The sequence below is a fragment of the Lysinibacter sp. HNR genome (genome assembly GCF_029760935.1).
Taxonomy (GTDB): Bacteria; Actinomycetota; Actinomycetes; order Actinomycetales; family Microbacteriaceae; genus HNR.
Genome location: NZ_CP121684.1, coordinates 444451 through 459711 on the forward strand (window position 1 = coordinate 444451; position 15261 = coordinate 459711).

The 15261-nt window shown below is 55.7% G+C and carries 12 protein-coding genes; 2 read left to right on the top strand and 10 right to left on the bottom strand.

Features of this window, described 5'->3' with window-relative positions:
- Window positions 1-21: 21 nt before the first annotated feature.
- Window positions 22-1401, bottom strand: a complete 1380-nt coding sequence (locus tag FrondiHNR_RS01975) for a solute carrier family 23 protein (RefSeq protein ID WP_279353572.1) — start codon at window positions 1399-1401, stop codon at window positions 22-24.
- A gap of 369 nt (window positions 1402-1770) precedes the next feature.
- On the opposite strand from FrondiHNR_RS01975, the gene FrondiHNR_RS01980 reads away from it, so the two are divergent.
- Window positions 1771-2085: an RCC1 domain-containing protein gene (locus FrondiHNR_RS01980; RefSeq protein WP_279353573.1), complete on the top strand. Its 315-nt coding sequence runs from the start codon at window positions 1771-1773 to the stop codon at window positions 2083-2085.
- Window positions 2086-2225: 140 nt separating this feature from the next.
- On the opposite strand, the gene FrondiHNR_RS13115 is transcribed toward FrondiHNR_RS01980, so the two are convergent.
- On the bottom strand, window positions 2226-2480 hold the full coding sequence (locus tag FrondiHNR_RS13115) for an SDR family NAD(P)-dependent oxidoreductase (protein WP_347567117.1): 255 nt from the start codon (window positions 2478-2480) through the stop codon (window positions 2226-2228).
- Window positions 2481-2822: 342 nt separating this feature from the next.
- On the opposite strand from FrondiHNR_RS13115, the gene FrondiHNR_RS01990 reads away from it, so the two are divergent.
- The gene (locus tag FrondiHNR_RS01990; RefSeq protein ID WP_279353574.1) at window positions 2823-3674 is read left to right on the top strand and encodes a M15 family metallopeptidase; all 852 of its coding nucleotides are present in this window, start codon (window positions 2823-2825) and stop codon (window positions 3672-3674) included.
- Between the two features lie 467 nt (window positions 3675-4141).
- Here FrondiHNR_RS01990 and araA read toward each other — a convergent pair whose 3' ends face one another.
- The 8 genes from araA to FrondiHNR_RS02030 form a co-directional block, all read right to left on the bottom strand.
- The gene (gene araA, locus FrondiHNR_RS01995) at window positions 4142-5653 is read right to left on the bottom strand and encodes an L-arabinose isomerase (RefSeq protein WP_279353575.1); all 1512 of its coding nucleotides are present in this window, start codon (window positions 5651-5653) and stop codon (window positions 4142-4144) included.
- Window positions 5640-6344 carry an L-ribulose-5-phosphate 4-epimerase gene (locus tag FrondiHNR_RS02000; protein WP_279353576.1) on the bottom strand — a complete coding sequence of 235 codons (705 nt, stop codon included), beginning with the start codon at window positions 6342-6344 and terminating at the stop codon, window positions 5640-5642. The genes araA and FrondiHNR_RS02000 overlap by 14 nt, the downstream gene beginning before the upstream one ends.
- Entirely contained in the window at window positions 6341-8029 is a 1689-nt protein-coding gene (gene araB, locus FrondiHNR_RS02005; RefSeq protein ID WP_279353577.1) for a ribulokinase, read from the bottom strand. The genes FrondiHNR_RS02000 and araB overlap by 4 nt, the downstream gene beginning before the upstream one ends.
- Complete coding sequence (locus FrondiHNR_RS02010; RefSeq protein ID WP_279353578.1) at window positions 8022-9530, bottom strand: alpha-N-arabinofuranosidase; 1509 nt, start codon at window positions 9528-9530, stop codon at window positions 8022-8024. Before FrondiHNR_RS02010 ends, araB begins: the two co-directional genes overlap by 8 nt.
- Window positions 9531-9553: 23 nt before the next feature.
- Window positions 9554-12034 (bottom strand): glycoside hydrolase family 3 N-terminal domain-containing protein, encoded by a 2481-nt coding sequence (locus FrondiHNR_RS02015; protein ID WP_279353579.1) that lies wholly within the window; start codon window positions 12032-12034, stop codon window positions 9554-9556.
- Between the two features lie 79 nt (window positions 12035-12113).
- Window positions 12114-12986, bottom strand: coding sequence for a carbohydrate ABC transporter permease (locus FrondiHNR_RS02020; RefSeq protein WP_279353580.1), 873 nt, complete (start codon window positions 12984-12986; stop codon window positions 12114-12116).
- Window positions 12986-13933, bottom strand: coding sequence for a sugar ABC transporter permease (locus FrondiHNR_RS02025; protein WP_279353581.1), 948 nt, complete (start codon window positions 13931-13933; stop codon window positions 12986-12988). The genes FrondiHNR_RS02020 and FrondiHNR_RS02025 overlap by 1 nt, the downstream gene beginning before the upstream one ends.
- Before the next feature lie 7 nt (window positions 13934-13940).
- The gene (locus tag FrondiHNR_RS02030; RefSeq protein WP_279353582.1) at window positions 13941-15233 is read right to left on the bottom strand and encodes an extracellular solute-binding protein; all 1293 of its coding nucleotides are present in this window, start codon (window positions 15231-15233) and stop codon (window positions 13941-13943) included.
- Window positions 15234-15261: the final 28 nt, after the last annotated feature.

Consider the following 15261-nt stretch of genomic DNA (forward strand, 5'->3'; position numbering starts at 1 on the left):
CGGCCTATCGGTTCGGGGAGGTCAAGGCTCCAGTCTATCCTGAGGCTTGGGGTTCTCTGATTCGTGAGCGCTGTGAACTCGCGGGGACTCCTGGGCGGCGGGAGCCTCGGTGAGCCGGGAGGTCTCGGAGCGCCGGTGCATCCTCTCGATGGCGTTCATAAAATGGTAGACCAGTATGGCCGCGAGTGTCCCCATCGCAATTCCATTGAGCTGGAAGGAACCGCTGATAAATTGGACGTTTGCGATGGCAAACGCGAGGGCCAAACCCGCCGTGAACTGGTTGATGGGTTTGCCAAAGTCCACCCTATTGTCCACCCAGATTTTCATCCCGATAATACCGATGAGTCCGTAGAGAGCCATGGTGACGCCCCCGAGAACACCGGCGGGAATTGAGAAGATGAGTGCGCCAACTTTGGGTGAAAACCCTAAGAGAATTGCAAAGGTTCCGGCAACCCAGTAGGCGGCCGTGGAGTAGACCCGGGTGGCGGCCATCACGCCGATGTTTTCGCCGTAGGTTGTTGTCCCCGAGCCCCCAAAGAGCCCGGCGAGGGTGGTTGAGATTCCGTCAGCAATGAGCGCTCGTCCGGTGAGCTTGTTGAGGTTGGGATCGACCATCTGTGCGACACCGCGAATGTGTCCCACATTTTCGGCGAGTAGCACAAGCAATACGGGGACGAACGCGGGGAGAACGGCAAGAACCGTGGGGTCTGCAAACGGATTTGCGGGGAGCGTAAAATCGGGAAGCCCGAGCCAGGGTGCCTCGTGAAACGCGCTGAAGTCTACTTCCCCCAGAAACATTGCGGTCACGTATCCAATCACGACGCCGACGAAGATTGATACCCGTCCGATAATCCCTCGAAACACCACGGTACAGACGATGACCGATCCCAGGGTGATGTATGCGGTCAGGGGAGAAACTGTGAAGTTTTCGTACGCCGTGGGGATGAGGTTAAACCCGATAAGGGCAACGATTGCACCGGCCACAACCGGGGGCATGAGGGTGTTGATCCAGCCGGTACCGTAGCGCTGGGTGACCCCACCGATCGCGGTGAAGAGGATGCCGATGATCACGATGCCCAGCAGGGCCCCGGGTATGCCAAACCCCGTTTGTGCGGCGAGGATGGGGGTGATGAAAGCAAATGAGGAACCGAGGTAGCTGGGCATCCTGTTTTTGGTGAGGATCAGAAAGAGCAGGGTTCCGAGCCCGGAGAAGAGTAGTGTGGTGCTCACGGGAAAGCCGGTGATGATGGGCACAAGGAAGGTGGCGCCAAACATGGCGATCACGTGCTGCATACCGATACCAATGGTGCGCGGCCAAGAGAGCCTTTCGCTCGGGGCAACAACCCGGCCCTGGATAACGGTTTTTCCGGTTCCGTGGATGGTCCAGGGGCTACGTTTCATGTTTATCCTCGACTGCTAGGGAAAGATCCGTGGTAATACTACATCACGAATAGTCGTGGAATTTTGTACCCTTATAATCTGAGGGTGGGTCACTTGACGTCCCGATGCCCATGCGCTTCGAAAGCCTTCGCTGGGAGAAGTTCCCATTTTCTGACCGTTCACATCTGGGAAACCACTGTTTCCCAGATTGCTTGATTATTCCGATGCAACGGCTAAAGTCATACGATCTTTGTGTTAAGCCTATGAAATAATAATTTTCTTGCCCCTGCGAAGGGCTCGCATATTAAATTTCTCAGCTCTGATCTTCACATATAATAATGCGATCGTTTTGGCATCACGAATAACAATCGCAAAGGGGAAGGGGGTTATATGCTACGCAGCGCTCTCTTCGCGGTGGCTGGTCTCTTAGTTGCTGCTGCGTTTATGATGAGTACTTCATTTGTTGTAGATGTTGCTGCAGAGAATACTATGACACCCACCGTGGGGCCAGACGCTGGTGGCACAACAGTCACCGGAACAATACCCATCGCAACTTACACACATATCAGCACAGGTTCCAGTCACACGCTTGCGATAGGCAGCGACGGTTACACGTATGCGTGGGGATTTAACGGCAGTGGCCAGCTCGGCAACAACACAACTGTTGGGGGCAATTGGCCATTCGGGGAACAGCCAATAGGCTGACGCCTGTTCTTGTGCGCGCACCCTCAGACGTGAAGTTTACGCAGGTCAGCTCAGGTGGGGGTAACTTCTCGCTCACTCGTGGTGATGACAATAACACCTAGGGCTGGGGGTGCAACCTCAATGGACGACTGGATGATAACTCACGCATTAACACAGATGTTCCCGTGCGCGTTCACGCTCCCGACGGAGTGCAATTTACTCAAATCAGTGCGGAAAACACCCATTCGCTTGCTGTTGGTAACAATGACACGCTTTATGCCTGGGAGCCGTTCCGCGCGTCGCGCCGCTAGGACGAGGTTACCGCCCCGAGCCGCAATTGTGCGGGCAAATTCTTCTTCGAGCCCGGAGCTTGCCCCGGTGATGAGGGAGGCGCTCTGTGAAAATTTTATGGTCACGACTGCCTTTTGAGGGTTAAAACTGGGAGTCTTGAATTTCCACGCCTCGCGGTTTTCAAAGGAAATTCAAGGTGTTGTCGCTGACAATAGTATGGGTTATGTAGACAGTATGTTGTCGATGTCAACATCGTTGCGAGAGAGTCTGGGTGGACCAATTTAGTGTCCCAATTCAGCCGCTGCCCGCCTGAGAATCACGGAGTCGCTCGGTGTTGTAACTCAGGCGGCTGTGGTCTTTTCTTGTGGTGTTAGGTCAGAGATGACGTTACTCTGCAAGGTGGGCGGAATTCCTAAAAATCGTCACACATTTGCCAAAGGATCAAATTAAGAATTATGCTAAGATTCATGCTTGCTAATAAAATTTATACTGGTTTTAGTCTTGCAATGTTTAGTGTACTATTCGTACTTGTGCCCGGTGGCGGTGTGAGTGCTGCAACGATCACTGGGATCCAAAATCCGGAGGGCTTTGTGTTGCTCTCGGAGGTCGATCCGACGATCCAACAAGAGATTCGGTATTTTGGTGACTACAACTTTATGGGACACGCATCCGAGGGGTATGAGGTTCCCGCCTGTGTACTAACCATCGAAGCGGCCCAAGCGTTAAAAAAGGTGCAGGCAAACCTGGCCGATGAGGGATTGGGGTTAAAGGTCTATGACTGTTACCGGCCGCAACGAGCGGTCAATGAGTTTGTTCGCTGGGCTGAAGATCAGCAAGATACGAAGATGCAGGAACAGTTTTACCCGTCTGTGCCCAAAGATCGACTATTTGAGGAGGGGTACATAGCGGCTCAATCCGGACACAGTCGCGGGAGTACGGTGGATCTGACCATCGTTGTCCTGGGTCACCCGAGTGCGGGAGAGCCTTCTATTGACACTAAAGCGTGCGGCGTGCAGCCGGGGATTGTGCCAAACGGCGATGAATTAGACATGGGCAGTGGTTTTGACTGTTTCGGCCTGATTTCGCACCCCTCTTCAACCCTGGTGAATGAACACCAACAGGAAAATCGCCAAAGACTTATGTCTGCCATGGGCGACCAGGGGTTTGCTGTCCTTGATACCGAGTGGTGGCACTATACGCTTCGGCCCGAGCCGTTCCCCAATACCTATTTTGATTTCCCTATTACCGATCCTCTATTTCAAAATGGAATTTTGGATTCCTTGGGCCCCGATCCCAGGGGTTCTCGCGGCGATCGCTAGCCACTCAACCCAAAATCCCAACCCAGCACTTTACGGTTGCGTCCGAGACTGTCTTGGTTTGACGAGCGAACACGGACATGCCTAGAGAGTACAAGCCCACACACCATGAGTGCCCCGCTCTGGCTGCACACTCGCGGGTGACAGCAAAGAAGATTACCCTTAAATTCCAAAACCGTATCGCACCGGCTTAATTCAGTGAAAATCCAGGGTATCGTTGCGGAGGAACGCGTCACAGTATGTTGTCAACGACAACACTGGGATTAAATAGAAAACATGAACACGCAGAAATATCATCACGGTAATGTGCGTTCTCACCTGCTTGAGCAGGCAGAAACACCCTTGAAGAGCGCGGGATCGACGCGCTCTCGCTGCGGGAGCTTACCCGTGAGGCGGGCGTAAGTCATTCGGCTCCGCGCCGACACTTCACCGACAAACAGGTACTGCTCCATGCCGTTGCCCGAGCCGGTTTATATCCCCCGGGTTAGACGATAGTAGGCGGCGTTCCAGCGCAGTTCACGTAAAAAGTCTTCCTCTGTGGTGTCCTTATTAATCAGGAGAAACTCGGTTCCCGTCATCCGTGCAAATTCGGCAAAAGCCTCTGCGCCGAGTGCCGTGCTAAGCACGGTGTGGTGAGCTCCCCCGGCGTTCAGCCAGGCCCAGGCTGAGGTTTGCAGGTTTGGTTCTGGCCTCCAGATTGCGCACCCAACGGGAAGCCGAGAGAGCGGTGCAACCGGCTCCACCACCTCCACGGCGTTTGCAACAATGCGGAACCGGTCGCGAATGTCGCACAGTGCAATAACAACCCCGGGTCCCGGGTCCGCATGAAATACCAGACGGGCCGGATCTTTCTTGCCCCCTATCGAGAGGGGATGGACCTCTAGTCGGGGTTTGTGGCGGGTGAGTCCGGGACTCACCTCAAGCATGTGGGCACCCAGAATCGTCTCGGCTCCCGGAGTGAGGTCATAGGTGTAGTCCTCCATGAGCGATGCACTCCCCGGTAGGCCGCTCCCCATCACCGAGGCGACTCGAAGCAGGAGAGCGGTTTTCCAATCCCCTTCGGCACCAAAACCGTAGCCCTCAGCCATGAGACGCTGCACGGCAAGCCCCGGAAGCTGTGGAAGTGTTCCCAGGTCTTCAAAATTTGTTGTGAACGCTTCACAGTTTCCGTTCTCGAGGAAGGCACGTAATCCCAGCTCGATTGCTGCCGCTTCACGCAGGGTCATCGCCCGTTCGCCCGATCGGCGCAGCTCCGGTGCCACGCTGTAGGACTCCTCGTACTCCTCGATGAGCTCATCAATCTCGTGCTCGCTGACTGTGGCAACAGCGTCGGCAAGTTCGGTGACACCCCAGGTATTAACCTGCGTGCCAAAAACGTACTCGGCCTCTGTCTTATCCCCCTCCGTCACCGCCACCTGTCGCATGTTGTCGCCAAATCTGGCGATTTTTAGATTGCGTGAGGTTGCGACACCCGCTGCCGCACGCATCCAGACGCTTACGCGAGACTGTAATTTTTTGTCTGATACGTGACCCACAACCGTTGCGCGTTCAATCCCCAGCCTGGACTGTATATAACCAAATTCTCGGTCGCCGTGAGCGGATTGGTTAAGATTCATGAAGTCAAAGTCGATCGTGCTCCAGGGGAGTTCGACGTGGAGCTGGGTGTGCAGGTGCAATAGGGGCTTCTGAAGCGCGCTCAGGCCGCTAATCCACATTTTTGCCGGGCTAAACGTATGCATCCAGGCGATAACGCCGATGACCGTGGAGCGGGCATTGGCCTCCAGCATCGTCGTGTGGATGCTGTGCGTGTCCGTCAGTACGGGTTTCCATACGAGTCTCACCGGTGTTGTCGCATCGAGGGTCGTGCTGATTGTTTGTGATTGCTCTGCGACCTGCGTGAGAGTTTCAGCTCCGTACAGGTGCTGACTGCCCGTGAGAAACCAGACCTCGTACTGATCAAGAGTGGTGTTAGTGCGTGTCATGACGTAACTCCTCCGTGTTTTGGCCGTAGGCACTGTGATATCGATCAAATAGTTTTTTAGCCACCGGGTCGGGAATAAGCACAAGCTCTCCTCCCTGGCGTGCAATGTGTATTGTGCGTGCCACGTCCTCCGTCATTACCGCCGCTTTAACCGCCTCTTTTGCGTTTTTACCGATGGTGAAAACACCGTGGTTCTGCATGAGTACCGCCGGAGAAGGGTGTCCCGAGAGCGTGGTGACGATACCGCGCCCAATCGAATCGTCGCCGATGAGTGCCAAAGGACCCACGGGAATTTCCCCACCAAACTCATCCGCCATGGCGGTTATCGCGCAGGGGATCGCCTCTGCACGCGCAGCCCAGGCCGTTGCGTACGTGGAATGAGTGTGTACAACACCCCCAACATCGGGCATATGACGGTAGACGTAGGCGTGCGAGGCCGTATCGCTGGAGGGGAATCCTGAGCTGCCGAGCGAGTCCTCAACCACCGTCCCGTCCAGGTCACAGAGGATCAATGACTCAGGGGTGATGCGGTCATAGTCGATCCCGCTGGGCTTAATAACAAAGAGTTCTGTTCCCGGGACACGCCCCGAAATATTTCCCCCGGTCCACACCACCAGAGAGTTGCGGACCAGTTCTGTGTGTAGCTCTGCAACCTGGGTACGAATGTGCCACACTATGTCGTGATTGATCACGCTGTAACCTCCCTGCGCAGCTCTTTCAACCGGTGCATGATACCGTGTGCTCCGCGCCCAAAGTGATCGTGAAGGCGGCGGTATTCGGCGTAGAGGCGGTCGTAGATGCCCGTAACTTCTGGGCGTGGGGTGTAGACCGAACGATGAACCCGACCCATTACTGCCGCGGCCTCCTGCACGCTGGCATAAGAGCCCGCAGCAACAGCGGCGTAGATGGCGGAACCCAGGGCTGGGCCCTGGTCGCTGGCCAGGATGGAGATGGGCATCTGTAGCACGTCGCTGTAGATCTGCATGAGGGGCGCGTTGCGGGTGAGGCCACCCGCCGCAATAAACTCGGTGACCGGAACCCCCGCCTCGATAAAGGTTTCAACGATCATGCGAGTTCCAAAAGCCGTAGATTCCAGCAGTGCTCGAAAGCAGTCCACCGCAGAAGTAGTGAGAGTGCTCCCGAGGATAAGACCGGACAGCTCATGGTCAACCAAGACGGATCGATTACCGGAGTGCCAATCGAGGGCTATCAAACCGTGAGACCCAACGGGCCACGCCTCGCTGAGTTCGGTCAGATGCTGGTGTATGCTCAGCCCGCGCTCGGCCGCTTCATCGTGGTAACGCTGCGGCACGTGGGTGTGAACGTACCACGCAAAGATATCCCCGACTCCGGACTGTCCTGCCTCGTAACCGTAGAGCCCCGGGACTATCCCCCCTGGAACAACCCCGCACATTCCGGGGACGGTCTTCAGGTGTTCCGCGCTCATGATGTGGCAGGTTGAGGTTCCCATAATGGCAACCATCTGCCCGGGATGAACGGCCTGAGCGGCCGGTGCGGTCACGTGAGCATCGACGTTTCCCACGCACACCACGGTGCCCTCGGACAGTCCCGTCCACTCGGCGGCCTCCGCCGTGAGAAAACCCGCAATAGAGCCCGGTTCTCCCAGGTGATGCGCGACTTTTGTTTCTGCAAAAGAGGCAAACTGGGGGTTGAGGGTGCCCAGGAAGTTTTTGCCGGGGTAGGAGTCATCCTGCAGCATTCCTTTATACCCTGCGGAGCACGTGTTGCGGGTGTAGCGGCCGGTGAGCTGCCACACGATCCAGTCGGCGGCCTCTATCCAGTGCCGGGTCGCGTCATAGACCTCGGGATCCTCCTCTAAAAGCTGCAGGCCTTTGGCAAATTCCCACTCGCTGGAGATGCGTCCACCATAGCGTTGCAGCCAGGCATCGCCGCGCTCCGCGGCAAGCACGGTGATGCGATCCGCCTGCCTCTGAGCCGCGTGATGTTTCCAGAGCTTCACGTAGGCGTGGGGCCTGTCGGTAAAACGAGGAATCTCACACAGCGGGGTTCCCTGCGCGTCGACGGGGAGAACGGTGCAGGCTGTGAAGTCGGTTCCGATCCCAATGACGTTATCGGGATGAACATTGGCGTCTAGTATCGCGGCGGGTACCGCGTTTTTCAGAGCTTCGATGTAGTCGTTGGGCACCTGGAGCGCCCAATCGGGGGGAAGCGCCGTGCCGTTTGGCGTGAAGATTGAGTCCATAACGCCGTGTTGATACTCGTGCACGGCGGTTCCGAGTTCCGCCCCGTCTGAGACACGAACAACAAGAGCGCGGGCGGAGAGAGTTCCAAAGTCGATCCCAATGACACAGTCTGTGTCTTGGTGAGGCGACAAATTATTCTGTGTGTTAGTCACTGAGGGAGACCGCCGTCCATGATATTGGGGGGAGAACTATCGTCAGGATTCCGTTGTGTAGCTTTGCCGTTGAGTTTGGGATGGGGCGAACCCGGTTTTGCTCGTGGAAAACATTCTGTGCATAGGCATCTTCGTCGTGTATTCCAAACGCCTCCGTAATCGATTGGACCCCGAGGCTCTCCACGTTGATTCGAGCGGTGAGCGGTTTGTCCTGCGTGCGATTCACCAAGAAGATTGATGTCGATCCGTTCTTCTTGCTGTGCGTCGCAACGGCGTCCAGCAGGGGAGCCTCCCCGTATGCCGCGGTGTTGTAACCATCCACGATGATCCTGGGTCGCAAAACATTTCCTTGGGCTAAACGGCTGGTGGCTGCAAAGGGGTAAAACGTTGTCTGTCTCCAGGAGTCTCCCCCGGGCTCGGTCATGATCGGTGCGATGACGTTAACTAGCTGCGCGAGGCTTGCCGAGGTAACCCTGTTGCTGTTCTTGAGTAGTGTGATGAGGAGGCTGCCAAAAACCACGGCATCGGCTACCGAGTAGGCGTTCTCAAGCAGTCGAGGTGCGGTGCTCCACTCCTGGCTCGCATCGCCTGAGGGGCCGTCTTCGCTCATGTACCAAATATTCCATTCATCGAACGAAATTTTTATTTCTTTTTTGCTGCGAAGCTTATGTTGCACGTGGTCGATTGCCGCGGCAACGGCCTCAATAAAATGCTGCATGTCGAGGGATGAAGCCAGATAGGATCCAAGATCGCTCTCACGCTCTTGGTAGTAAGCGTGACAGCTCACGTAGTCAACATGTTCGTAACAGTGTTCCAGTACTACACGTTCCCACTCACCAAAGGTGGGCATTGCGGAACCGGAGGATCCGCAGGCAACAAGTTCCAGGTTCGGATCGGCCATTTTCATTGCGGATGCCGTTCGTGCTGCTAGCTTCCCATAGTCATCGGCGCTGAGATGTCCGATTTGCCAGGGCCCATCCATTTCGTTACCCAGACACCACATTCGAACGTCGTGCGGCTCGACCGAACCGTTTGCGATTCGCAGGTCGCTCAGCGTCGTTCCCGAGGGGTGGTTGCTGTATTCAAGAAGATCCAGGGCCTCCTGTACCCCCCGAGTTCCTAGGTTCACCGCCATCATTAATTCCAGGTTGGTGAGCGTGCACCATCGGGCAAATTCGTCGAGGCCAACCTGGTTGGTTTCGAGAGAGTGCCAGGCCAGGTCCCTCCGTACGGGGCGTTTTTCTCGGGGGCCGACCCCGTCTTCCCAGCGATAACCCGAAACAAAATTTCCTCCCGGATATCGGACGGCGGTTGCGCCGAGCTCACGAACTAGATCGATAACATCGGTTCGAAACCCGTCCTCGTTTGCGGACGGATGCCCGGGCTCATAAATTCCCTCGTAGACGCAGCGCCCGAGGTGCTCAACAAACACCCCAAAGAGCCTTCGGTTCACCGGCGCGATGACGGAGTCTCGTTCAAAAGAAACGGATCCATATTCCATATTCTTCTCCTTCACGTTTGTTATCACGGTCGTATCCCCGCTCGTTCCACGGGTCGACCGGAAGTGCTATCTTGGGGTTCCATGAGCTTTTGAACGGTCACTATTCGAGGGTCTGCGGGTGTGACGGGGTAAACATCCCCGGTAATTTCGACCACTATCCGAGGGGTTGAAACCGACGGTAGTTTTTTGCTCACGGACTTTTTAAGATTGGTAATCGCGTTTCCCGAGGCCTGTGCCGCGTTTTGTCTCGTGGGGGATGCCGCGGCGTGAGAGGCGCACCACACCTCGACCCCACCGGGCTCAACGATTTTTTTCATGGTGCGATCACTAAACGCAAAGCGAGTAGTGGGGATGGAGAAGGTCACGCGCGCCGACTCACCGGGGTCAAGCTCAACGCGCGCATACCCGAGGAGCTGCGCGACCGGGCGCGTGATGGAGGCGGACACATCGTGTCCGTAGAGCTGGACAACCTCCGTACCGCGCTCCTCACCGGTATTGGCGACGGAGACCGCTGCGGAGAACACTCCTCCCGCGACTACTGAGGGTTCGGCGATAAATTTTCCATACCGAAAAGAGGTGTAGGAGAGGCCAAATCCAAACGGGAGGAGTGGAGTGGAGTCTGCCGCGGTCACCTCGGAGGGCCCGCCAAGAATCGGATGGAGATAGGAGTAGGGTTGGGCCCCCACCCCGCGTGGCATCGAGACGGGAAGACGTCCCGAAGGGTTCACCGACCCCACAATGACATCTGCGATTGCAAGACCCCCGCCCTCACCGGGGAAAAAGGCCTGCAGAACCGCCTGTGGAACGGGTGCATCCCCTCCATCAAGCGCCCAGTCAATGGCGTACGGCCGACCCGTGAGCAACACCAGAATGACGGGAGTGTGAGTGGATAGAATCTCTTGGACGAGCTGACGCTGCACGCCGGGAAGCTCAAGCGATTCAGAGTCGTTGCCCTCCCCAACCGTTCCACGACCAAAGAGGCCGGCCTGATCACCAACCACGATGATCGCAAGATCACTTGAGGCTGCGGCCTCCACCGCCTCTGCAAAACCGCCCCTATCGTCCCCTTCAACCTCGCAACCCGGTGAATAAACGAGATCGGGAACCGTGAGGCCGGCCTCCGTATAGACCTCAGAAATCGATTCGAGCAGGGTGGGGATTCGGAAACCTAGCGGTAATTCAGGATGCGAGACAAGCACATGGTTGGCAAATGAATAGCACCCCTGAAGGGCATCTGCTTGGTGAGCATTTGGCCCGATGACGGCAATTTTTGACACATCACGCTGTTTTCCTCGGGAGAGCGGTAACGTGCCATCGTTTGCAAGCAGAATCACTGACTCCGCGGCCAGGCGGCGTGCTAGTTCTTGATGTCGCGGTGAATCAAGGTCGATAGTGTGTGGCGGATCATCCTCGTAGGAGTGTTTTTCAAGAAGTCCCAGTTCTTCCTTTTGCATGAGTACGCGCAAAACCGCTCGGTCAACGTAGGCTTCGTCAAAAAGACCGCTGCGGATACGCGCCGCAAGCGGTTCCAGATATGTTTTTCCGGTGGGAAGCTCAACGTCGATTCCCGCCATGAGTGCCAACTCTGCGGCCTCTCCCTCGTTCTCTGCAACGGCTTGCATAACCTCGAGGAAGGCAACGGCAAAGTAGTCTGCAACCACGGTTCCGGTAAACCCGATCTTTTTGCGTAAGAGTTCCGTGAGATATTCAGTGTGAGCGGCCATGGGAATACCGTCTATATCACTGTAGGAATTCATCACGGAGCGGGCTTTGCCGTCGTGGATTGCCATTTCAAAAGGCGGCAGAAAAATATCTGCAATTTCCCGAGGTCCCGCGTGGACCGGCGCGTGGTTACGTCCGGCTTGTGAACCGGAATAGCCAAGAAAGTGCTTGAGGGTTGCGTGTACACCCGCACTCTGTAGTCCACGAACATAGGCAGTCCCTATCGTTCCAACCAGGTAGGGATCCTCGCTAATGCACTCGTCCACGCGTCCCCAGCGTGGGTCCCGTACAACGTCTAGTACCGGAGCAAGCCCCTGGTGGATGCCGAGTTGGTGCATTGATTCCCCAATTGCGGTGGCCATTTCCTCGACCAGCTCGGGATCAAAGGAAGCACCCCAGGCAAGCGGGGTGGGAAACGTTGCGGCTTTCCACGCGGCCAGCCCCGTGAGGCACTCTTCGTGCACGAGCGCCGGAATTCCCAAGCGAGTCTCTCGTTTTAAGCGTCTTTGTTCCTCCCAGAGCCAGGCCGCTCTCTCTTGAGGATCAACCGGGCGCGTTCCGTACACTCGTGTGTAGTGTCCGATCCCGTTTTTTGTGACCTCGGATAGTCCTCCGCGTGCTTCTATTCCCGAGGTCATCTCGCTCTGCATGGGAGCAACAACACCGTTCTGATCAAGCCAATAGCCGACGAGCTGAGCCAGTTTTTCTTCCAGTGTCATCCGAGCGTGCAGGCTGTGAACTCGCTCAGAGACGTTGAGTGGAGGAGTGATGGAGGTGGTCACGGGAGTATCGCTTTCAGCTAGGTGGTGTGGTTGAAGGGGTGATTTTCTTGGGACGGTTCGGTTGCTCGGGTGGAGCAGCTCACCCCTTGACAGCGCCGGTTAGTCCCCCGACTATCCGCTTTTGGAACAGTGCAAAGAAAATGAGAGCGGGGATCATAGATAGTGAGGTAAACGCAAGGACTCGGGCTGTATCGACGGAGTACTCTGAGGCAAAAGCCTGCACTCCGAGGGGCAGAGTAAAGGTTGATTGATCGTTGAGGATAAAGAGCGGTAGAAGATAGCTGTTCCAACTTGCAACAAACGCTAAAATTCCCGTGGTCACAACCCCTGGAATCGACAGTGGAACAACCATTCGAAAGAAGAAACCGAAACGACCCGCTCCATCAATCGCGGCGGCCTCTTCGATCTCATCGGGAATTGCCCTTAAAAAGGGCACCAGAATAATAATCGTAACGGGAAGCGCAAAAGCGATCTGGGGCAGGATGACACCGGCCAGGTTATTCATCAGACCCAAATTCTTGATCAGGATATAGAGCGGGGTGATGGCAACTGTCATCGGAAACATGAGTCCCGCCGCAAATAACGAATACAGTGCCCCTCGCCCCCTGAACCGGTATCGGGCGATGACAAAACTGGTCATGAGCCCGAGAACAACAACACCGACCGTTGTCGCGGTGGCGGCGATCAGGGAGTTTCCCACCTCCTGCCAAAACGTGGATCCGGTGAGCACATCAAGGTAGTTGTCAAACTTCCAGGGTGAGGGGAACCCCGCGGGAGACTCTGTGATTTGCGAGTTGCTTCGAAATCCTCCCAGGATGATGTATGCCACCGGGCCCAGACATATCGCAATAAACACGAGCGCGACAAGGTAGGTGAGGGGACTGCCCCAGCGGTATCTTGCAGCAGCTTTGTGATCTGTGCGGCCACCTTTCTTGGTCAGAATAACCGACATTATTTTTCTCCTTCGGTGAGCGCACCGGCCAGGTCACGGCGGAGCACAAAACGCTGGTAGGTTAGGGCAATAATGAGCGAGATGATAAAGATCACAACCGCTACCGCACTACCAAAGCCGTAGCTTCCCGCGTCTCGACCGTTGGCCACCATATAGGTGGCCATGGTCGAGGTTCCGGCCGTTGAAGAAACGTACTGTCCCCAGATGATATAGACAAGATCGAAGAGTTGTAACGAACCGATAATCGAGAGGAACGCCCAAATTCGAAGCGTTGGGCCCAGCAGGGGGAGCGTTATATTGCGCTGTATTTGCCAGTAACTTGCCCCGTCAATCGCTGCTGCTTCAAAGAGTTCTTCCGGAATGCTCTGGAGCCCGGCGAGAAAGAGAATGACCGCAAAGCCAATATACTTCCACGAAATAATAACCATGAGGGACCAGATTGCGATCTGAGGGTCTGATAACCAATCGGCTTTTAGGGCTCCCAACCCGACGCTGTCGAGGAAATCATTTATTGCTCCGTCCGTCTGTAACAGTAGGCCCCAGCCAATTCCGACAATAACTTCGGAAATAACGTAGGGCACAAAAATCAAGATCCGGATGACCGCGCGCCCCCTGATTTTTTGATTGAGCAGGAGGGCCAGAACAATTGCGAGTGGTCCCTGGAGAACCAGAGACAGTATGAGAATGGTTCCGTTATGGATCAGTGCCTCATGAAATGCGCTGTCCTGAAAGATAGCAAAGTAGTTATCAAGCCCCACAAAGTCACTGGGGGTTCCGTATCCTTTCCACCGAAAAAATCCGTAGTATCCGGCCATGATCACCGGCAGGATAACAAAGGAAACAAAGACCACCACCGCGGGGGCGGCAAAAACAAGAATCTCAAGCCGTTGTCGCCAATTGCTGCTCCGTGGCCGCGGCAAAGCGTGTGTCAGGGGGGAGGTGTTCATCAGAGGACTAGCCTCTGGTCCAGGCGTTATTCACGGCTTTTACGATGTCTTCCGGTGTGCCTTTTTGGGCGAGAAGGTCAACCACAGCAGAGTTCAGAGCATTTCCGACACCCTGCCCGTAAAGCGTGTCCAGCCATACCATGACGTAGGGTGCGTCATTGTATGCCGCAAGAATTGATTGCAGCGAGGGATCTGTGACGGCCTGCTGGGCTTCTTTATTGGCGGGAAGCGTGTGGAAGGCGCTGGCGTAGTTTTCTTGCTGTTGCTTTTGAGCGATGAAATTGAGGAAGGCAGTGCATTCTTTTTTCGGAGCCTGGGCGGAGCAGGAGTATCCGTCGACGCCGCCCATCATGGCGCCAGGTTCTCCCTTGCCTCCGGTAACCTCGGGGAAGGCAAACCAGCTCAGGCTTGCGAGGGGTTTCTGGTCGGGAGTGAGTGAGGCGATGACACCGGGATTCCATGCTCCCATGAGCTCCATTGCTGCTTTATTGTTTGCGACAAGACCGGCGGAGCTTCCGGCACCCTGTTGCGCAGAGGTGGTGAGGGCACCGTCGTTAAAGGGCTCACTCTGCATAAAAGCTTCCAGGTCTTTTCCAGCCTTGAGCCAGCAGGAGTCATTAAAGTTTTTGGCTTTTGCCGTTGCGTTTATGGTGTCCTGTGAACAGTTGCGCAGGGCGAAAAAATAGTACCAGTGGGCGGCCGGCCAGGCGTCTTTTGCCCCCAGGGCGATTGCACTAGTGCCCAATTCTTTGATAGCGGAGGAGTCGGACTCTAGCTCACTCACGGTTGTTGGTGGGGTTTCGATGCCCGCCTCGGTGAAAATATCTTTGTTATAAAATATTCCGCCCGGTAACACGGCAATGGGCATGCCATAGAGTTTTCCATCCACTTCAAAAGCGCTCAGTACCCCCTGTCCGATTGCGCCTTCGAGGGAGGGATCAAGGGAGTCGGTGATGTCTAAAACCTGATCGGCCTCTACGATGTCTGCAAGTTTGCCGCCGCCCCGGGCCATAAAGATATCGGGGGCGTCACCCGAGTTGAGTGCCGTTTGTAGTTTGCCGTCCATGTCTTCGTTTTGGATGGGCTGAATCTTAACCACGGTGCCTGGATTATCTTTTTCAAAGTCAATCGCTGTTTTTTCCCAATACTCTTTGCCCTCTCCTGTGGTTGAGTTGTGCCAGAGGGTGAGGGTGGTCTTTCCGCCGGTGTTTGTGTCGGTATTTGCGCCGCATCCCGTGAGGAGCAGGGTCGTGCTTGCCAATAGGCCGAGCATGGCTGCAGTGTATTTTTTCCTCTTCATTGTGGAGTCTCCTTGCGTTTCTCTCAGA